Origin of the sequence: Dethiosulfovibrio russensis (assembly GCF_021568855.1) — a bacterium.
Lineage (GTDB): Bacteria > Synergistota > Synergistia > Synergistales > Dethiosulfovibrionaceae > Dethiosulfovibrio > Dethiosulfovibrio russensis.
Map to the genome: position 1 here is coordinate 23,840 of NZ_JAKGUG010000012.1, position 19,187 is coordinate 43,026.

General features: G+C 55.2%; 17 protein-coding genes. 9 read left to right on the forward strand and 8 right to left on the reverse strand.

Annotation, left to right across the window (positions count from 1 at the left end):
* Positions 1-174: 174 nt before the first annotated feature.
* Positions 175-1,428, reverse strand: a complete 1,254-nt coding sequence (locus tag L2W48_RS11480) for an MFS transporter (RefSeq protein ID WP_236100111.1) — start codon at positions 1,426-1,428, stop codon at positions 175-177.
* A gap of 177 nt (positions 1,429-1,605) precedes the next feature.
* On the opposite strand from L2W48_RS11480, the gene L2W48_RS11485 reads away from it, so the two are divergent.
* The 3 genes from L2W48_RS11485 (at position 1,606) to folP (ending at position 4,473) form a co-directional block, all read left to right on the forward strand.
* Positions 1,606-2,769 (forward strand): iron-containing alcohol dehydrogenase, encoded by a 1,164-nt coding sequence (locus L2W48_RS11485; RefSeq protein ID WP_236100112.1) that lies wholly within the window; start codon positions 1,606-1,608, stop codon positions 2,767-2,769.
* A gap of 115 nt (positions 2,770-2,884) precedes the next feature.
* Positions 2,885-3,250: a 6-carboxytetrahydropterin synthase QueD gene (gene queD, locus L2W48_RS11490; protein WP_236100113.1), complete on the forward strand. Its 366-nt coding sequence runs from the start codon at positions 2,885-2,887 to the stop codon at positions 3,248-3,250.
* 2 nt (positions 3,251-3,252) lie between these two features.
* On the forward strand, positions 3,253-4,473 hold the full coding sequence (gene folP / locus L2W48_RS11495) for a dihydropteroate synthase (protein ID WP_236100114.1): 1,221 nt from the start codon (positions 3,253-3,255) through the stop codon (positions 4,471-4,473).
* Here the strand turns inward: folP and mptA are convergent, their stop codons facing one another.
* The gene (mptA, locus tag L2W48_RS11500; protein ID WP_236100115.1) at positions 4,474-5,931 is read right to left on the reverse strand and encodes a GTP cyclohydrolase MptA; all 1,458 of its coding nucleotides are present in this window, start codon (positions 5,929-5,931) and stop codon (positions 4,474-4,476) included.
* A 70-nt stretch (positions 5,932-6,001) separates the two neighbouring features.
* Here mptA and L2W48_RS11505 point away from each other — a divergent pair, with 70 nt between their 5' ends.
* The 3 genes from L2W48_RS11505 to L2W48_RS11515 all read left to right on the forward strand — a co-directional run bounded on the left by L2W48_RS11505 (position 6,002) and on the right by L2W48_RS11515 (position 8,961).
* The gene (locus tag L2W48_RS11505) at positions 6,002-7,120 is read left to right on the forward strand and encodes a DUF362 domain-containing protein (RefSeq protein WP_236100116.1); all 1,119 of its coding nucleotides are present in this window, start codon (positions 6,002-6,004) and stop codon (positions 7,118-7,120) included.
* A 76-nt stretch (positions 7,121-7,196) separates the two neighbouring features.
* On the forward strand, positions 7,197-8,240 hold the full coding sequence (locus tag L2W48_RS11510; RefSeq protein ID WP_236100117.1) for a DUF4899 domain-containing protein: 1,044 nt from the start codon (positions 7,197-7,199) through the stop codon (positions 8,238-8,240).
* Between the two features lie 28 nt (positions 8,241-8,268).
* Positions 8,269-8,961 (forward strand): GntR family transcriptional regulator, encoded by a 693-nt coding sequence (locus L2W48_RS11515; protein WP_236100118.1) that lies wholly within the window; start codon positions 8,269-8,271, stop codon positions 8,959-8,961.
* Here L2W48_RS11515 and L2W48_RS13125 read toward each other — a convergent pair.
* Positions 8,955-9,905 carry a M23 family metallopeptidase gene (locus tag L2W48_RS13125; protein WP_236100119.1) on the reverse strand — a complete coding sequence of 317 codons (951 nt, stop codon included), beginning with the start codon at positions 9,903-9,905 and terminating at the stop codon, positions 8,955-8,957. The genes L2W48_RS11515 and L2W48_RS13125 overlap by 7 nt on opposite strands.
* A 146-nt stretch (positions 9,906-10,051) precedes the next feature.
* Here L2W48_RS13125 and L2W48_RS11525 point away from each other — a divergent pair, with 146 nt between their 5' ends.
* From L2W48_RS11525 to glsA, 3 genes are all read left to right on the forward strand, one after another.
* Positions 10,052-12,094 (forward strand): methyl-accepting chemotaxis protein, encoded by a 2,043-nt coding sequence (locus tag L2W48_RS11525; protein WP_236100120.1) that lies wholly within the window; start codon positions 10,052-10,054, stop codon positions 12,092-12,094.
* A 312-nt stretch (positions 12,095-12,406) separates the two neighbouring features.
* Positions 12,407-13,798 carry an alanine/glycine:cation symporter family protein gene (locus L2W48_RS11530; protein ID WP_499776570.1) on the forward strand — a complete coding sequence of 464 codons (1,392 nt, stop codon included), beginning with the start codon at positions 12,407-12,409 and terminating at the stop codon, positions 13,796-13,798.
* A gap of 13 nt (positions 13,799-13,811) precedes the next feature.
* Positions 13,812-14,729 carry a glutaminase A gene (gene glsA, locus L2W48_RS11535; RefSeq protein WP_236100121.1) on the forward strand — a complete coding sequence of 306 codons (918 nt, stop codon included), beginning with the start codon at positions 13,812-13,814 and terminating at the stop codon, positions 14,727-14,729.
* A 43-nt stretch (positions 14,730-14,772) separates the two neighbouring features.
* Here glsA and citX read toward each other — a convergent pair whose 3' ends face one another.
* From citX to L2W48_RS11560, 5 genes are all read right to left on the reverse strand, one after another.
* On the reverse strand, positions 14,773-15,282 hold the full coding sequence (gene citX / locus L2W48_RS11540) for a citrate lyase holo-[acyl-carrier protein] synthase (protein WP_236100122.1): 510 nt from the start codon (positions 15,280-15,282) through the stop codon (positions 14,773-14,775).
* A 1-nt stretch (position 15,283) separates the two neighbouring features.
* Positions 15,284-16,687 (reverse strand): citrate lyase subunit alpha, encoded by a 1,404-nt coding sequence (citF, locus tag L2W48_RS11545; protein WP_236100123.1) that lies wholly within the window; start codon positions 16,685-16,687, stop codon positions 15,284-15,286.
* Positions 16,688-16,690: 3 nt separating this feature from the next.
* Positions 16,691-17,551 carry an HpcH/HpaI aldolase/citrate lyase family protein gene (locus L2W48_RS11550; RefSeq protein WP_236100124.1) on the reverse strand — a complete coding sequence of 287 codons (861 nt, stop codon included), beginning with the start codon at positions 17,549-17,551 and terminating at the stop codon, positions 16,691-16,693.
* The gene (gene citD, locus L2W48_RS11555) at positions 17,548-17,817 is read right to left on the reverse strand and encodes a citrate lyase acyl carrier protein (protein ID WP_268906618.1); all 270 of its coding nucleotides are present in this window, start codon (positions 17,815-17,817) and stop codon (positions 17,548-17,550) included. Before citD ends, L2W48_RS11550 begins: the two co-directional genes overlap by 4 nt.
* A gap of 67 nt (positions 17,818-17,884) precedes the next feature.
* Complete coding sequence (locus L2W48_RS11560) at positions 17,885-19,165, reverse strand: 2-hydroxycarboxylate transporter family protein (protein ID WP_236100125.1); 1,281 nt, start codon at positions 19,163-19,165, stop codon at positions 17,885-17,887.
* Between the last annotated feature and the right edge of the window lie 22 nt (positions 19,166-19,187).

Sequence of the window (19,187 nt, forward strand, 5' to 3'; positions counted from 1 at the left end):
GCATCTGCCACCGCGGCTGAAAGCACAGCCTGAGACGCGGTGGACCTAGGTCCACCACCACCAGCAAAGCATCGAATTGTCAGTCATGGGTTTAGAGTACATAGCCTTCCACGGCCCTTCGATGAATTTTGAAGTATGATACACCTCTTCAATCCTCCGGTCAACGGGAGAAAATCAAATCAGCCCCTTTTCCCTGTATATCGGCTCAGCCAGACTCCAGAGGAGATCGCCCCTCTTGAGCAGGACCAACCCTATCAGGAGACAGACCGCCCCTCCGATGGCCAAGGTAACCCTGGCTCCGATGAAAGAGGCCACCGTCCCTGCCACGAGGCTTCCGATAGGGGCGGTCCCCGTCAGGGAAACAACGTAAAAGGACATAACCCTGCTCCTCTTGTCCTCGTCCACCAAGGTCTGTATCACAGTGTTCCCCGCCACCAAAACCGACACCATGCCGAACCCCACCGCGACTATAAGCAATATCGACATAGGAGCCCATAGGGAAAGGGAGAAAGCGGCCAAGGAAATGCCAAAGAAAGAGAGAGATATGGCCATAACCCTCATGAGCCCAACCGGGGTCTTCCTGACGGCCAGCCTTATCGATCCGGCCAGGGCTCCGAGCCCGGACGCACCGGTCAACAGACCGAGAAGAGTGGGACCGCCGTGTAGGATCTCCTTGGCGAATATAGGCAAAAGGACCAGATAGGGCAAACCGGCGAAGCTCAGTAAAGCCAGGGATATCAGGACGTCCCTTATGGGAAGAAAGGAACGGACGTAACTGATGCCTGAGAAGAATCCCTCCCAAAAGGGTTCCCGCTCCCGAGAGACCTCCTGAGGACGCAAACGAAGAGCCATCAAAGCCGCCAAGGTGGCCAGATAACAGGCGCTGTTTATACCGAAACATATCCCCTCTCCGAAGGCGGCTATGCAAAACCCCGCTACCGATGGACCTATCAGTCGGGCTACGTTGAACAGAGAGGAGTTGAGCGCCACGGCGTTTCCCAGGTCCTCAGGCCGATCCACGAGCTGAATGACGAAGGTCTGACGGGCCGGGAGCTCGAAAGCGTTCACTACCCCCAACAAAACCCCTAACGCCAAAACATGTATGTAATTGACGGCTCCTGTAAGGGTCAGTCCGGCAAGAACCCCGGCGTGAACCATGCAAAGGGTCTGGCAGATCACCATCAGACGTTTCAGATCCCAGCGTTCCATCAAGACCCCCGCAAATGTCGAAAGAAAAAGCAGCGGGATCTGACTGGCGAAATCCACGGCCCCTAACAAAAAGGCCGAGTCTGTCAAACGATATACCAGCCAACCCATAGCGACCCTTTGAATCCAAAATCCCGTCAAGGAAATGCCCTGACCTGTGAAAAAAAGCCTGTAATTCCTTGACCCAAGGGCGGAAAATGCCCCTATCTTCACCAAAGACATCAAGATTCCCCCAATCTCGATTATCAAGCCAGAACATGATAGCATAAAATGGATCCATACATTCGTCAAAAGACGAAACTAGCCACAACAGGACAAAAAAGCAGATGATCCCATGCATGACCTCTTCCATTCCTGATGATAGGATTTTCCCAGATCCTCAGGTTGGGAAGTGATCGTATGGCTGGATATTATCTAATGCCACCGGTAAACCTCATGGGAAGAGGGAGCCTTCAAAAGACCGGTTCCTGGATGGAGAAACTTGGCGGCAGGAAAGCTCTTATAGTGGCATCGATAGGGGAATACGGAGAGCTCCAGGGCTCCATGGTCCTGGAGGTCCTGAAGGCCCATGGTCTGGAAGGCGACGTATTCCCAGGTACGGGGCCGAACCCCACGGACGTGATGGTGGAAGAGGCGGTAGGCAGATATTTCGGACAGAGATGCGACTGTCTCATCGCCGTCGGAGGCGGAAGCGCCATGGACTGCACAAAAGCAGCATCGGTATCCATCGGAAGGATAGACGAAAAATCCGGAAAAGGAAAAGACAGGAAAGACAGACCGCCTTTCATCGCCATCAACACCACCGCCGGAACCGGCAGCGAGGCAACCAGTTTCGCGGTCATAACGGACAGCGAAAACCACCGCAAGATAACCGTACAGGACTGGACCCTCATGCCGGACGTATCGATCAACGATCCGGACCTGATGCTATCCATGCCCCCGGGACTTACAGCCGCCACAGGGATGGACGCCCTCTCCCATGCAGTGGAGGCCTACGTTTCCACGGAGGCGTCGCTTTTTTCCGACGGCATAGCCCTTCAGGCAATAAGAACCATATTCCGCTGGCTCCCTATGGCGGTACGCTACGGAGACAGCATCGAGGCGAGAGAGGCCATGTGCAACGCAGCTTTCATGGCAGGGGTAGCCTTCAACAACGCCGGTCTGGGCTATGTCCACGCCCTTTCCCATCCGATAAGCGCCATGTACGGAGCTCCTCACGGACTGGTAAACGCCATATTGCTTCCGGTAGTAGAGAGATACAATCTACCGGCAGCTGCCACCAAGATGGCCACAATGGGATCGGTGATAGACGAAGCCACCTACGACAGATACGGCATAGACCACTCCGGTTTCAGGACAGCGGAAAAAGCGGAAAAGGTAGTGGAGGCCATGGCCGATCTGGCGAAGGAGATAGGCATAACAGGTGGACTGTCCTCCCTGGGAGTTACCGAGAATTCCATAGACGATCTGGCTTTAGCCGCCTCGAAGGAGGCCATCGGGATCAACAACCCCCGCAAGGGGGTCCTACAGGAGATAAAGGAGCTCTATATTCAGGCTCTTTAAGGAATCAAGCGCCCCCCAAAGAAGGCGCCGCCTCTCGAGAGGCGGCGCCTTCTTTGGTAGAATGGAGTCTCCATCGGCACATGCCGACGAGAAGAAAGATAACGGAGGAGATCTCATGCTGCTAAGAAAGGAATTCACATTCGACGCCGCCCACAGGCTCGAGAGATACAGGGGAAAATGCGAAGCCCTTCACGGCCACACCTATAGATTAGCCGTCACACTGGACGGACATAGCGACGACGAGGACATGGTTTTCGACTTCACCGAGCTGAAAAGGATCGTTTCGGAAAAGGTCCTGACCGAGCTGGACCACGCCTATTTAAACGACGTCATGGATCAGCCGACGGCGGAGAACATAGCCTTATGGGTATGGAGAAAACTGGAAGAATCGGTCAAAAGACCGAACTGCGAGCTACACTCCGTGCAGATCTGGGAGACCGCGACAAGCTCCGTGATAGTTTTCCGAGAGGACGTGGAGTAACCATGACGACCTGGTTTCACCGTTTCAGGTCGACGGCGGAGCTGAAGAAAACTCTGGAGGAGATAGGCTGCGACCCGGGGGCACTACCCTATTTCAACGACAAGAGAGATCTGACGGCCCTCAGGATATCCGACGTAGACACCAGAGCGGCCAACGCACTCAAACAGGAGATGCTCTCCCGTGGTGGAGACGTGGCAGTCCATCGTCACGCCATAGACAGAGGAGTAGAACGCTGCGATTGTCTCCTGTTCGGGACGGACAAACAGATAGCCCATCTTGCGGAAAAGCTGGTCGTCATGCCCTACTGGGGACTGGATCAGGTCCGAAAGGAGATACTGGATGCCATGGCGGGAAAGAGGAAGAGAAGGCGTCTTCTGACCCTGCCGGGAAACAAAGTACTCCAGCTCGGCGACAGGACTAAGCTCATGGCCATAGTGAACCTCACGGAGGACTCCTTTTTCTCCAAGAGCAGGGCCGGTTCGACCTCGGAATGTCTGAAAAGGGTGGAGACCATGATCGAGGACGGGGCGGACATGCTGGATCTAGGAGCCGAGTCCACCAGACCGGGCTCGCTGCCTGCGGAGGCCGAAACGGAGATAAGTCGACTGGTCCCGACGGTGGAATCCATCAGGAAGGAATTCCCCCATCTTCCCATATCGATAGATACCACCAAGTCGGAGGTAGCCCGGGCCTGCGTCGATGCCGGAGCGGACATACTGAACGACATATCTGGACTGGGATTCGATCCGGAGCTAGCCTCCGTGGCGGCGACCTCCGGGACTCCGCTGGTGATAATGCACATGAAAGGGGTCCCCAGGACAATGCAGCGGGAACCCCATTATGGCTGTCTCCAGAAGGAGATATGCGATTACTTTCGAGAGAGGACGAAGCTGGCTAATAAAGCCGGAGTTCCAGAGGGCCAGATAATCCTGGACCCCGGAATAGGCTTCGGAAAGACGGCATCCCATAACCTCGATCTGCTCTCCCACAACGAATTCTTCCGATCGCTGGGGTCCCCGATTCTCATAGGCCATTCCCGAAAAAGCGTATTCGGAGCTGTCCTCAAGGGGGCTCCCACGGAAGAGAGACTGGAAGCCACCCTGGCCGGGACAGCTCTCTGCGCTTGGCAGGGAGTGGAGATCATCAGGGTACACGACGTCAAGGCCAACCGTCGCGTGCTGGACACGATAGAGGCGATGAAAGACCCGGATAGGGTCGACTGATCAGATATCTCCGAAGAGCCAGCCCTCCAAGGTGATCGGCCTGCCGGGACGAAGCCCCTCCATTTCCCTTCTCAGGTCGCCGAGGAGGGCCGCTCTCTCCGCGAAGGCGTTGTGTCGGTGGATACTCTCGAAGTTCTCCTGTCTGGCTAGGACGAAAACCCCGTCGGGAAGGTCGGGAGAGACCTCCACCACGTTTCGTAGCATTTCCCTCACGACGTCCTCAACGAATCGAGGATTGCTGTGAGCCTTGTTGACAACGAAAAACTCGTCCGGTCTTTTGAGAAGCTCGTATATCTCGGAACTCATGGACGCCTCGGCCAGGTGGACCAGGTTCTCCGCCCTTATGGTACCGGCACCACCGATCATCAATGTGGCCCGTCCCCTCTGGTTGTGGGACGCCAGGGGCAACACGTCTACGATACGCTCCGCCTCTTCCTCGCCATATCCCTGGGATATCAACAATCCCTTGGAATGGGCGCGGACCATGTCCTGGGCGCAGGGACAGACGGTCAAACCGTCCACCTCCACCCCTGATATCGTTCGGCATACGTTTCCGTCGCAGGCGGATATCCCTATAAAATTGTAGATCTCCTGGGTCGTCTTTCCCGATATGGGCGCGTGCTTTTTCAGTGGGAAATGGGCCTTTATCCGGACCTCCGATCTAAGAGCCTCCTGCCGCTCCATCACAGACGAGGCCAGACGCTCCGCCATGGTCTCTATGTCGGGAGCGACGGAACCGGCGGCGTCCTCCGCCGCCTGCTCCAATATCTCGCTGAAACGGGACATATGGACGCCGGCCCTTGCCCCGTCAAGATCCACGAACAGATCCATGGTCGCATAGAAAAGGGAGACCTTCCCCTCCGTCTCGAGACGTATTATCCTCTCCAGGCCGGTCACACCGACCCGCCCCAAAAACAGAGGGACCTCGGGGACACCTTTCTGCACATCCCTATCAAGGGAAAATCGAAGAGATCTCTCCACCTTGGTGACCCCTTGGGCATCCACCAGACCCCTTAGATCGGAGATGGTCTTCCCTAGGACGGGGTGGACCAGGTCGGGGGCAATCTCGGCGAGAGGGACCAACACGAAAGCCCTCTCCTGCATCCTGGGATGGGGAACGGTCAGTTTATCTTCTCCCAAGACCAGATCGTCGTACATTATCAGGTCGACGTCTATAGGTCTCGGTCCGTTCCTGAAGTTGACGGTTCTTCCCATCCGCTGTTCGATCCATTTCGCCAGATGGAGGACCTCCATCGGAGACAGGTCCGTTAGGATCTCGCAGGCACCGTTGAGAAAGAGGGGTTGATCCTCGTATCCGATCGGCTCGGTCTCGTAGAACGACGAGACCGCCACGACCTCCACCTTGCCCTGAAGATATTGAAGCGCCTGTAGTATATTGCCCTGACGGTCGCCCAGATTGGCTCCCAGGGCCAGAAAAACCCTGTGTTTGCGATTCATCTTTGGACCTCCTAGTCGTAATCGCTGATACTCACGTTGGGGATAATTGTAACAGAAGGGAGAGGGACTGATGACCATCGTATCTTTCAGAAAATGCAGTTCCTACGAAGGTATAAAGGACGTAATAGCTCGAACGATAGACGATCTGGGAGGGATGAGGCGATTCGTTTCCCCCGGCGATTCTGTGCTCATAAAGCCGAATATGCTGGGAGCCTACTCTCCGGACAGGGCCGTAACCACCCATCCGTCCATGGTGAAAGCAATGACGGAAATGATATTGGACTGCGGAGGCAAACCGACCATAGCAGACAGCCCCGGCATAGAGAAATTCTCCAAGGTAGCGGAGAAAACCGGCATAGCCCAGGTAGGCAAAATATTGGGGGTTCCCGTCGTGCCTCTCGGCGACTCCCGGCCTGTTCCAGGCAAAAGGGACGATCGTTTCAGGGGGCTCGAGATCTCAGCCCTGGCATTGGAATCGGACAGAATAATAAACCTTCCTAAGCTGAAAACCCACTGTCAGATGACCTTGACCATGGGGGTTAAAAACCTGTTCGGAACGGTGGTGGCCCAGAGAAAGGCGGCCTGGCACTACAGAGTCGGACTGGATAGAGAGAACTTCGCCCGGCTGCTTTTGGAGATATGGACGACATTGCGCCCCGGCTTGACCGTAATGGACGGGGTGATCGGCATGGAGGGCAGAGGTCCGTCCAACGGATCGCCAAGACGGTTCGGCACTGTGGTGGCCTCGGACAACGCTCTGTCCATGGATCTTGTAACGGCCGAGCTAATGTCCTTGGACCGATCGAATTTTCCTCTGAGAAAGGCGGCCGAGACGGCTGGCATGGTCCCGAAAAACATACGGATAAAGGGAGATCCCATCACAGGGGAAACCTTCGAAAAGGTTCAACTTCCTCCGCCCGACTCGCTGAGGCTTCTGCCCTCCTGGATGGACCGTTTCGGAAGGGAGCTCCTGGCGGCCAAGCCGGAGCAGGACCGAGAAAGCTGTATCCTATGCGGTAGATGTGTGGAGATATGTCCCGCCGACGCCATAACCATGAGAGGTAGCCACCTGGTCTTCGACTACGGAAAGTGCATAAGGTGCTACTGCTGCCATGAGATGTGTCCCGCCGACGCCATAAGACTGAGACAGAATATCCTCCTAAGAGGTCTGGAAGTCCTGGGTCGCTAGAACCATTTGCACCTGAACGGCATAATCCTGTAATATGAGTCTGAAAAGACAGCCCACCGCCCAAGGAGGCACTGAGATGCCCCAACCCTCGGAAAGCTTTCACGAGACAAAGGAAAAGATAAAGAAATCCGTCGAGGAGATGCGTCGGTCTCAGCTCACCGCTACCCTTGAAAAGCTGGCGAACCGATCTCCTAGGGTACCGGAGATATCGACAGTAGAGATATGGCCCGAGGGAGATCAGGAAATCGGAAGAAAATACGTGGTCGTCAAGTGCGCCTATAGGACGAGGACTTCCGGAGGAGCTACCGGGCTGGTCGTCTTCCTCGCCGACGAGACCCTGGGAGAACCGGAGCTTCTGTGCCTCTGGACAGGCTACGGAGGCGGACTGGGAGAGGCGGACATAGACGCTTCATGGCAGGCCCTGGCCATCCTCATGGAGAGGCTCGAGGCCCCTCAGGACAAGCTGCTCCACGAAAAGACCATGGAGACATTAAAAAAACGGCTGTCTCCTCCTACTGTCAACCGTATGGCATCCGACGATGAGGACAGACGAAGACAGGTCATGGAGGACCTCCAGCACGAACTGGAACGGGAGCTAGGGCTGAGTCTGGAGATGAAGTTCGGAATAGAGAAGGCCACTGGGGAGGACCTCGGCAAATTCAGAGAGAGTAGAGAGGAAAAGAGAGAGAAAAAAGAGGAAAAATCCAGAACGGACTCCGCCGAGATAGACCATCTGACTCTGCTGTGCGGCGTAGTGGTGGATCCGGTCAGAGGTGAGCCGGTCTCGACCCTTCGACCAGGCGACACTATATACGTCAACATAAAGGACGGCTCCGCCATAGCTCACGCCCTAAGACAGGTGATGACGAAGGGGAACATCGACAAGATCCCTGTAACGCTTCTCTCGACGAAAACTACCGAGACCGGCAACGTCGAACTCAAGGTCGAGCTGTCGGACGGAATATACGGTAAGGCTCTGGCGGGAGAAAGCTACAAAATATCGGTATTAAGGGAGGACAGCTCACCGAGGATAATCGGGTTGTCGTTTTATCAGATGCTGTTCGCTCTGACGATGGCGGGACTGCTGATGATAATAGCGGTGCATCTGCTCATCGACTGACATCAGAATGGGAGACGGGGAGAAGAAGATGGAGAGAAAAAAGCTGAAAGCGGACGAAAAAGCGTTTCACATGGTCATCGACAGGATCATCGCTCACAGGATACGCCCGGGAGACAAGATCTACGAACCGGACCTGGCGGAAGGGCTTCAACTAAGCAGGACCCCAGTAAGGCACGCCCTCAGCCGTCTCGTGGCCGAGGGCGTCCTCGAGAAGACCAGGGGAAAAAGAGGCTACACCCTGCCGATACTGACCCAGCAGGACATGGAGGATGTATTCGACGTCAGATCATGCCTGGAGGGCAAGGCAGCCTACCTAGCAGCACGAAGGAGGACCTCCGAGGACCTCTCTTACCTCAGAGAACTCAACGAAAGAGAGCGATCCCTCTACCATCTGGGACAGAGAAAGGAAGAGTACGCAGAGGTAAACGAACTCTTCCACTCTAAGATCGTCGATATATCCAGAAACGAATATATATCCCGTTACTTCCGCCAGGCATACTGGCGTTCCTCGCTGTACACCTTCCATTTCGGGCTCTTCTACAACACCGACATGATGGGCTCGGAACAGTCCTTTTCCGATAAAGGACACCACACATATAGAGAGCACAGGAAAATAATAGACGCGGTAGACTCCGGCGACTCCTCCCTTGCCAGAGAGCTGATGGAGGACCACATCCACAACACCATCAGGAGAAGAGGACTGCAGGTCTCCCCTCAATAGGGGAAGGCCATCCTGCCGGACAGATTGGACTCGGTCAGTCGTTCCAGATCCCTCTCCACCAAGATCGTGGGATCGACCATGCGACCACCGACCGATACACCGAAATGAAGATGAGGACCGGTCACCCTTCCGGATCGGCCGGTCTTACCTATCACCTCACCGGATCGAACGAACTGCCCCTCCCTCACATCGATCTCGGACAGATGAAAATACATCGACACCACCGACCCCCCATGGTCGACATAGATCGACTTGCCCGCGTAATAATGATCTCCGGTGAGGACGACCCGTCCAGACGACGCGGACTTTACAGGAGTTCCCACCGAAGCGCGATAATCCACCCCTCCATGACGGCTCCTAGGGATGCCGTTGTAGATCCGTCTTTTCCCATATACGCTGGTGACAATTCCCGAGACGGGACGAACCATCGGCAAGGACCAGTACAACTCGGGAGAATGGGCTCTCAATACCTTCCTGACGGCCTTTCTCTCTCTGGCTATCCTGTCGCGCTCCGAGCCGGGGGGATTCACCATGGCGGGGGGAACCGAAAGCCTCTCGGCAGGGTATGATTTTGAAATAACGTCTATCTTCCACCGAGACATGTAGTTGACCCCTTTCGACCTCACCCATATCTTAACCACATCTCCCTTGGCAGACGATCTGGCGACATCTGTTCCCAAAAGAGCGACCCCCTTCGAAACTCCTCCCTCCGCAACGGACAGCGACATGGGGTAATTCCTACCCCTCCAGGATAAAGTACTTTTCTCCACGTCCCCACTTACAGTCAGAGAAACCACGAAAGGCTCTCCCAAAGACACCTTATCGGGAGCATCGAAAGAGACCTCCAATGCCGAAGCACCGGATATCGTCCATAGAGAAAGCAAAACGGACAGAGAAAACTTCAGTCCCGTCCTCATCCGTCCGAACCCAGTTGAAAGCGACACGAAACCAACTCCTTCCTAGAATCAGTCCATTATACCGGCAACGCCGGGACGGCGAGGATAACATAATTGAAAAACTAGACTGTATATAGGTAATATTGATATAATAACCTTGGGGTAGAAACACATAGACGATTGGAGGGGATCACATGTCCATCAAGGGGAAATTCGTATCTATGGTAGCGGCCGTACTGGTCATAATAGTCGCAATGACAGGGATCACCTATTTCAGGAGCCAAAGTATCCTGGAAAACCAGGTAATCAAGACCGGTGAGGAGACCGTCAAGACAGCGGTGCTCACTGTGGAGGAGAACTTCGGGAAACTGTTAGCCATGCTCAAAAACGCCTCTGTGGCTATACAGAGGGCCTGGGATGAAGAGGGTCTACAGGAGGCGGAGACCCTGGAGGATCTCATGGCCTCGTTGCTGGCCCAAAACGGAGAATTCGGAGTGCAGGACATTTATTTCGGCCTGGAGAAAAACGGCAAGCTGCCTATCGGATCGAGGGCCAATATGGCGGAGGATTACGACGCCAGAAAGAGAGCCTGGTATGCCGACGCCATGAAGAAGGGCTCCGGCATGATAGTCACCGAGCCATATATCGACCTGATAACCAACAAAGCGGTCATATCGGCGGCCATGACGGTCGAGAACGGCGACGGCGAGATCATCGGAGTGATAGGGGTGGACATAAGTATGAACGCCCTGGTCGATTTCGTCGGGAAGCTGAAGCTGTTGGGAGAGGGACATGGACTTCTTCTCAGCAAGGCGGGCATGATAATAGCCGGACCGGTTGAAAAGGACATCATGAAGGTCAACCTCTCCGAAAGCGACGAAAAAGACGAATCGGTCAAGACAATGGGCAAGGAGATGGTCTCCGGGAAATCTGGCTCCGCCGTAATAAACTGGGAGGGAGAGAGGTTCGAGGCCTTCTACGATAACACCGCCCAGGGACTCTCCCTGGCAATCCTCTATCCCGTGGAGGCCATAGACGCCCTGGTAAGGGGGACCACCTCCATACAGATAGCCGTAGCGATAGTGGCCCTCCTGGCTGTCGGACTGGCCGTGCTGGTCACCTTCAGAAGCATAGTTCTTCCTCTCAGAAAGGTCGCTAGCATGGCGGGCGAGGTCAAGGACGGCGATCTCACTGTAGACCCCAGATCCATAAATTACAGGGCCAAAGACCCTCTCGGCACCATGATAGACGCACTTTCCGTCATGGTGGAAGGTCTTAGGGAGACCATGCTGGGGATAGTCGAGGAAAGCAAAAAGATAGCTGACAGCTCCACCGGACTGGCCGCACTCAGCGAGCAGAGCAGTGCATCCATGGAGGAGGTCCGTCACTCCGTCGAGGAGGTATCCACACTGGCGGAGAACAACGCCGCTGCATTGGAGGAGACCAACGCCGGAGTAGAGGAAGTATCGTCCAGCGCCTCTATGGCGGCGGAGTCGGCCACTAAGGGAACGGAGGCGACGGAAAGGGCCTCCCAGACCTCAAGCAAGGCCGTATCCATAGTGGCGGATATAATAGGCAACGTCAAAGAGGTAGGAGCCAAGGCGGGAAAAAGCGTAGAGGCCATGACCGCCCTCAGCACGTCGGTCCAGGAGATAACCGGTTTCATAGCCACGATCAACTCCATAGCGGACCAGACGAACCTTCTGGCCCTCAACGCAGCAATAGAGGCGGCCCGAGCGGGAGACGCCGGACGAGGCTTCGCGGTCGTGGCGGAAGAGGTAAGAAAGCTGGCGGAGGAGTCGGGCAACGCCGCGGGCAAGATAGGGAACCTCATAGAGGAGCTCCAGTCTCAGACCAAAGACTCGGTAGCGATAACCCAACAGGCCGGGGATCTCATGAAACAGACGGTGGTCCAGGCCGACGAGGCCAAGAAGGGACTGGACGAAACCTTGCAAGAAATTGCCGTGGTCAACGACTCTATGCAGAACATAGCGGCGACCTCGGAAGAACAGGCCGCTTCGGCTAACGAGATGGCCAACGCCGTCGACCAGGCTTCTAGATCCACCGTCGACATGGCCCATAAGGTAGGAACTATCAAAAAAGCCGCGGAGGAGACCTCTTTGGTCTCAAGTAACGTAGCCAAGGAAGCTGAGGCCATGTCCTCCCTGGTGGACAACATAGAGAGACGGTTAAGCAAGTTCAAGACTGAAAGATCCAAAGAACTGGCCCAAAAGTAGCATCAAGAAACGGAAAAGAGGCGGGGTGCCGGACAGAGGCATCCCGCCTCTTTTTTCTTTCTGCCAGGGGAATAGATTAAAGACCAGCCAGAACAGAATTCAATATCGTCTGATACATATCGCCTATAATACAGCTTATTTATGACTTAGAAGCAGGTAGCAAGCTCTATATATCACGAAAAAAAACATAAACTCATGCTCCAGATCTACTTTGTTGTATGCACAGTTGTATTTTGAACCAATATTACGTATGATGTTCTGGCGTTCTGAGAAAAATCTACTTTATCATTTTCATAATTGGGAGGTATATAGGTGATTCAACAGTTAGTAAGCACAGCAAACGGCATTCTGTGGGGCAAGCTGATGGTCTGGCTGCTTCTAGGCACTGGCATCTTTTATTCCATAAGGTTGGGGTTACCTCAGGTCAGACATTTCGGCCATATGTTCTCGGTCATATTCAAAGGTCGAAAGTCGGCAGAAGGAGGGATTACCCCTTTTCAGGCCTTATGTACGGGTCTGGCTGCCCAAGTCGGCACAGGTAATTTGGCTGGGGTCGCCACCGCCATAGTCTCGGGAGGCCCGGGAGCAATATTCTGGATGTGGATAACGGCATTGGTCGGGATGGCCACCATCTTTGGCGAAGCCACATTGGCCCAGATTTTCCGGGTTAAGAGCAGCGACGGGACCTACCGAGGAGGACCGGCTTATTACCTGGAAAAGGGACTAGGACAACGATGGATGGGGGTTCTTTTCGCCTTCTCCATAATCGTGGCTATGGCCTTCATCTTCAACGCGGTTCAATGCAACTCCATAGCAGCAGGTCTTCGAGGGGCATTCCAGCTCAACGAACTATACGTGGCCATAACGGTGATAATACTGACCGCTCTTGTCATCTTCGGAGGGCTCAGAAGGATAGCCCAGGTAGCGGAGGTAATCGTCCCTCTCATGGCCGGTCTCTATATACTGGGTTCGCTATATGTGGTACTCACCCACATTTCAGAGATCCCCGCCGTGTTCTCCCTCATCTTTAAGAGCGCCCTTGGCCCTAAACAGGTCGCAGGAGGGGTCTTGGGACATACCGTGGCCATGGCATTCCGTTACGGAGTCGCCAGAGGACTTTTCTCCAACGAGGCGGGTATGGGGTCCACACCCAACGCTCACGCTACAGCCGACGTCCGACATCCGGCCAGGCAGGGTTTCACCGCTATGGTGGGAGTTTTTGTGGACACTATCCTGATATGTACCGCCACAGCGGCCATAATCCTACTCTCCGGGACGGTCGACAGCGGAAAGACCGGAGTCGAGCTTACACAGCTGGCGGTGAATGCGACTCTCGGCTCCTGGGGTCCTACCTTCATAGCTATCGCTCTCATGTTCTTCGCCTGGACCTCGATCTTAGGCAACTATTATTACGGAGAAAGCAATCTGATGTACATCTTCCCCAACTGCGGTAAATCGGGGTTGACGGTCTACAGACTCATGGTTTTGGGTATGCTCCTTTTCGGTGCGACCAGCTCGGTTCCCTTAGTATGGGAACTGGCGGATTTCTTCAACGCGATAATGGCACTGCTAAACCTCGTCGGCATACTGCTGCTGTCGGGAGTGGTGATAAAATTCATGAAGGACTATGAAAAACAGATTAAGGAAGGAATAGACGATCCCGTGATAGACAAGGAGAAGTTCTCCTTATACTACAACAGATAGGACGATGATTCCCATGAAGGATATCCTCGAAGAGATCTCCAAAAGGAGTAGACTCAAGGCAACGGAGGGAACGATTGCTTCCTATATACCGGAACTGGCGAAGGCCGATCCGGAGGCTTTCGGATTAGCCGTTACAGAATGCGACGGAAGTCAGTATCTGTCGGGAAACTGGGATCACCCCTTTACATTACAGTCCATATCCAAAATAGTCACTCTGGCCCTGGCATTGGAGGAACGAGGACCGGAGAGGGTCTTCTCCTCCGTCGGGACCAGCCCTACGGCGGACCCCTTCAATTCCATAATGAGACTGGAGATGGACGCTCCCCACAGACCGAACAACCCTCTGATAAACTCCGGCGCCATAGTGGTGGTATCCATTCTTCCAGAGGAAGGCCGTGAGAGAAAGATCGACGCCATCATGGATCTCTGTCGAAAACTAATGGCCAACGACTCGATAGACATAGACGACAGGGTCTACCGATCGGAGAAGAACACCAGCGACAGAAATAGATCGCTCGCCTATTTTCTGAGGAGCGTAGGCAGCCTGAACGGAGATATCGAGGATATCCTAGACGTGTATTTCAGACAGTGCAGCATAAAGACCTGCGCCAAGGATCTATCCATAATGGGGGCGACCTTCGCCTGCGACGGCCTAAACCCCATATCGGGAAAACAGATAATATCTCCATCCACGGCCAGAACGGTGAGGGCAATAATGACGACCTGCGGAATGTACGACGGCTCGGGAGAGTTCGCCGTGAAGGTGGGAATCCCTGCCAAAAGCGGCGTAGGAGGAGGGATCCTCGGTACGGTTCCCGGAAGGATGGGCATCGGCGTGGTGAGCCCTCCTCTGGACGAGAAGGGAAACTCCGTAGCCGGCCTCGCTGCGATGAAGGAGATATCGGAAAAACTCAGATGTCGAGTGCTATGACGAGATGCTAAAAGCCCGGAGCCCATCGATGGGCTCCGGGCTTTCACTCTCTCCATCCAGATTTTTCCAGGATCCCTTCGATCTCTTCCAACAGCTCCGATAGGCCGTGTCTCCTACAATAGGAACACTCCTTGGCCGGACGATCGCATATGAGACACCTTCTGGGAGGGAAGCCAAGCTCGCTCCTCCCCAGGGGAGCTCCGTTCTCGTCCAGAACGTCCAGATCTACGATCCTGCCCAAACCGTGGCTTTCTTCGATCGCCAGAGCCCTTTTTTTAAGTTCCTTGCCGGAAAGATCGACCACCCAGTGGACGGAAGGGCCGTCGGCACCGTCCAGGTCGATTCGCCGAGATAAAGCGGACCCCATGGTCTTTTCGACCTCATCGGAGATTACTTTAATGGCCCAAAAGATCCCGGGAGCGCTTTTATTTGGACCGGGGACCGTCATGGAGAGGGACAACACCGGCTTCCCGTAGGAGCGGGACAGCTCTTTTCTGAGACTCCACCGGGCCTCCCTGGCCGCCAGTATAAGGTCCATGGATTCGTACCCCAACTCAGGATACCTCCGATATCCGGTCGATTACCCTGCCGTCACGATACTCCACTATCCCCACCGTTCGCCCCTTAGGCCGATAGGTCCGGGGAATACCGGTTATGGAGAGGGCGATCTCCCTGAGCTCCCCAATCGACATGACCGGAAGCCCAGCTCGGTCGAGAGTTTCCCTCAGTTCCGGCCGAGCTGGGTTCACCGCCATGCCTCTCTCCGTTACCAGAAGATCCACCGTATCACCGGGAGTGCTCACAGTGGTAACTCTGTCGACGACTATCGGCAATCTGGACCTCACCAGAGGGGCCACGACCACCGCCAACTTCGCTCCGGCGGCTGTATCGCTGTGACCTCCAGACCCTCCGATTATCCTTCCGGAAGAGTCGGTATGGACGTTTACGTTAAAGTCCAGATCTATCTCGGTCGCCCCCAGTATCACCACGTCCAGATCGTCCACCAGAGGTCCCTTGGTTCCGGGGCTGGCGTATAGAGAGGCGGAAACCTCCACGTGTCTCTCGTCCTCGGCTATCGACTTTACTGCCTCCAGGTCGAAGCACTGGACGTCGTAAAGCCGTTTGACCAGACCTTCCCGAAGAAACCTCACCATGTGAGAGGTTATTCCTCCCATTCCGAAGCTCCCGACGACTCCTAGGTCCCTCATTATATCCCTCAGATAGGAGGCGGCAGCCAAGGAGGCTCCGCCAGCTCCCGTCTGAAAGGAAACGCCGTCGGCCAACAGCCCCGACGCCTTTATCGCCATGGCGGCATATCTAGCCATCACCAACGCGACTGGATCTCTGGGCATCCTGGTGGTGCCAGAGACTATGCCGGCGGGATCGCCGATGGAATCCACCGTCACCACCGCATCGACAAGGCTCTGATCTATCGACGCCGGAGCCACACGGTCCACCGGGTTGTCCGTTACGGCCAAGACCCTCTTGGCACAGCGAGCGTCGGCCATGGCGTAACCGAGAGAGCCGCAGGCGGAAGGCCCCTTCGTCCCGGTGAGGTTTCCTCTTCCATCGGCGGAAGGAGCAGCCACAACGGCTATATCTATTGGCAGCTCGCCCGACTCTATCGCCCTGGGTCTTCCTCCATGGGTTCTGAAGATCACCGGCTCCATCATGCCCCCTCGAGAGACGAAATCGGCCACGGGACCGCTCATGTAGTTGACCTCGAGACGGGACACCGTTCCCCTGCGGATATGTTCCACCAACGGCGCGTGTACCGGAAAGATAGAGCTGGCCGCGACGGTCAATCCCGATATTCCAAGCGAGGAAGCCGCATCCAACGTCCCGTTCAGCACCGCATCGCCGTTTCTGAGGTGATGATGGAAGGACAGTATCATTCCGTCGGTCAATCCCATAGCCTTAAGGGCCTCTCTCAGACTCCCGATCATCTTATCTCTCAAGGACTACGCCTCCCCTCTCATGGCCAAGGTCTTTCTGGCCCTTGCCGCCACCGGGGCGTCCACCATCTTACCTCCGACCGAGACAGCTCCCTTTCCTGCCCTCTCTCCCTCCTCGAGGGCCCGAACGACCGCCCTAGCCCACTCCATTTCCTCGTCGGTGGGGGTGAAGGCCCGGTTTACCGCCTCCACGTGTCTGGGAGATATCAAAGCCTTGCCGTCGAATCCGATGGATCGGGCGAAAAGGGTATCTTTTTCCAATCCCTCCATATCGTCGGTATCGGTGAAGGGTGTATCGATGGCATCGATCCCCGCGGCTTTGGCAGCCATAACCATACGTCCCCTGGCGTAGGAGATCTCCTCTCCGTCAACGGTTCTGGGAACGCCTAGGGCAGCGGTGAGGTCCTCCGCACCCAGCAGCATCCCGGAAACCCTACGAGCCGCTGCAATACCTCTAGAGTTCTCTACCCCTGTGGGAGTCTCGACCAAAGCGATCACGTCCAGGGCCCCTTCCTCCCTGCCGACCTTTTTCTCCACGTCGGAGAGGGCTCGATCAAGCTCCTCCATCTCGGCTCGACTCTGGGCCTTGGGAAGCATGATCGAGTCCGCTCCTCCGGCTACCACCGCCCCCAGGTCCTCCAACCATATGGGACGGTCCATGGAGTTTATCCTGACGATCCTCTCGCACCCCTTCATGGGAAGAGCCGCAAGAGCGTTTCTGACGAGTATTCTAGCACCGTCCTTCTGCTCCTGGGCGACGGCGTCCTCGAGATCGAAGATGATTCCGTCGGCCCCGAAGACCCCGGCGTTGGCTACCATTCCCGGATTGTTGCCAGGCACGAACAGGAGGCTCCGTCTTCTTTTCATCTGTCACCCTCGCAGCCACGCAACAATGCTGTTTCCACCCGAGCCCTTAATGTACAGTCGAGAGCCCCTCTGTCCTTGACGGACAGGATACAGCCATCCACGGAGAGATTCTTCAAAACCTCCATGACCGATCTTTCTATAGCTTCCCCGAACTGAGCCTTTACCACGCTCTCTATCTCGACTGAAAGCTCGTTCGAGGGCTCTACCGTCACCATTGCATCGTTGGATTCCATTGAACCGGCGACGGCCATTCTCAGGATCTTCAAAGAGAACACCTCCAAAACGAAAATGGCGCCGGAAGCCATAAAGCCTCCGACGCCGTAAAAGCCGGAACTATCCCAGCACGGGAAGCAACAGGCTTACCAATATCAAAATCAGAGCACCTCCGAGACGTGAGGATATCTGAGCGAAGGGCATAAGCTCCATCCTCTTGGCCGCGGACAGAACCGCGACGTCCCCGGTTCCCCCCATGTTGGCCATACAGAGACCGGCGGTTATGGCCGACTCGACGAAGTTGAAGCCCACTGCCATCCCGGCAAATCCCGCCCCGACGACAGCTCCGAATACCACGACCGCCACCAGGACTATATACTGAATAGACACGGCGTTTATGACCGCTCCGAGGTCGGTATAGGCCACCCCTATACCCACGAGAAGCGCGGCGGTAAAGTTCTTGGCCACGAACTTATACCACATATTACAGCTCTTCTGGACCGAATCGGGAACGAGGTTGAATATCTTGCACATAGCTACCGCTATTATCATTAGGGCGTAGGAATGGATCATAGGCACCACTTTGTTCAAAAGAACTCCCAGAATGAAGAAAACGCAGGAAACCATTACGCCTACTCCCATCATCTCTATGTTCGGAGTTATCTCCTCTTCTTTCTCCACCTTGAAGTCCTTCATGAGGTGTCCGTTGCCGGTCAGGGAAGGACGAGCCTTGCCCAGTTTGTCCAACAGTCCGGCCGCCACGATGGACATAACGTTACCCAGGGCCAGGGCCGGGATAAGTATGGACAGTATATCCTTGGTATCCATCTTGGTTATGGTGCTGAATATCTGGGACATCGGCACCGCACCGGCTCCCATGCCGCCTCCCATTATAGGCATTGCTATGTGCATTATACCCTGCTGCCATCCATAGCCTATCATACCTGCCACCACGGCTGCCAGACCACAGGAAACCAGCACCGCCGCCAACAAAGGAGCGGCGTATCTAGCTCCTGCCTTTATAAGCAGATCCGAGCTTATTCCGAGTATGCTTCCGCATATCAGTGCCGCTATGTAGAAATTGAGGAACCCCCCGCCCTTCATGAAATCGGTGATTATCTTGACGGTGGAATCGGGCATGACGCCGAAATATACCAGGGCTGCCGTTCCGAATATACAGACAAGAGGAGCCCCTCCTAGATATTCGTTGACCACGGGGGTTTTGTCCCCGATCTTGTCCATGATAGCGCCCATGGTCATCATGGCAGCCAGGGCCCCTATCATTCCCTTGGGCAGTTTTCCTATATACATCGCCAGGATCACGAGCCCCAGACACACCGCGAAAAGAACGGGGGAAAGCCCCCAGATGGTAAAACTCTTTCTATCCGTCTGCACGGTCATATAGATCGTCTCCTCTGCTGTC

Coding starts and splice junctions, on each gene's coding strand:
- queD (WP_236100113.1), top strand. CDS start 2,885: ATGCTGCTAAGAAAGGAATTCACATTCGACGCCGCCCACAGGCTCGAG.
- L2W48_RS11510 (WP_236100117.1), top strand. CDS start 7,197: ATGCCCCAACCCTCGGAAAGCTTTCACGAGACAAAGGAAAAGATAAAG.
- L2W48_RS11525 (WP_236100120.1), top strand. CDS start 10,052: ATGTCCATCAAGGGGAAATTCGTATCTATGGTAGCGGCCGTACTGGTC.
- glsA (WP_236100121.1), top strand. CDS start 13,812: ATGAAGGATATCCTCGAAGAGATCTCCAAAAGGAGTAGACTCAAGGCA.
- L2W48_RS11550 (WP_236100124.1), bottom strand. CDS start 17,551: ATGAAAAGAAGACGGAGCCTCCTGTTCGTGCCTGGCAACAATCCGGGA.
- L2W48_RS11505 (WP_236100116.1), top strand. CDS start 6,002: ATGACCATCGTATCTTTCAGAAAATGCAGTTCCTACGAAGGTATAAAG.
- L2W48_RS11480 (WP_236100111.1), bottom strand. CDS start 1,428: ATGTCTTTGGTGAAGATAGGGGCATTTTCCGCCCTTGGGTCAAGGAAT.
- L2W48_RS11515 (WP_236100118.1), top strand. CDS start 8,269: ATGGAGAGAAAAAAGCTGAAAGCGGACGAAAAAGCGTTTCACATGGTC.
- L2W48_RS11560 (WP_236100125.1), bottom strand. CDS start 19,165: ATGACCGTGCAGACGGATAGAAAGAGTTTTACCATCTGGGGGCTTTCC.
- folP (WP_236100114.1), top strand. CDS start 3,253: ATGACGACCTGGTTTCACCGTTTCAGGTCGACGGCGGAGCTGAAGAAA.
- L2W48_RS11485 (WP_236100112.1), top strand. CDS start 1,606: ATGGCTGGATATTATCTAATGCCACCGGTAAACCTCATGGGAAGAGGG.
- mptA (WP_236100115.1), bottom strand. CDS start 5,931: ATGAATCGCAAACACAGGGTTTTTCTGGCCCTGGGAGCCAATCTGGGC.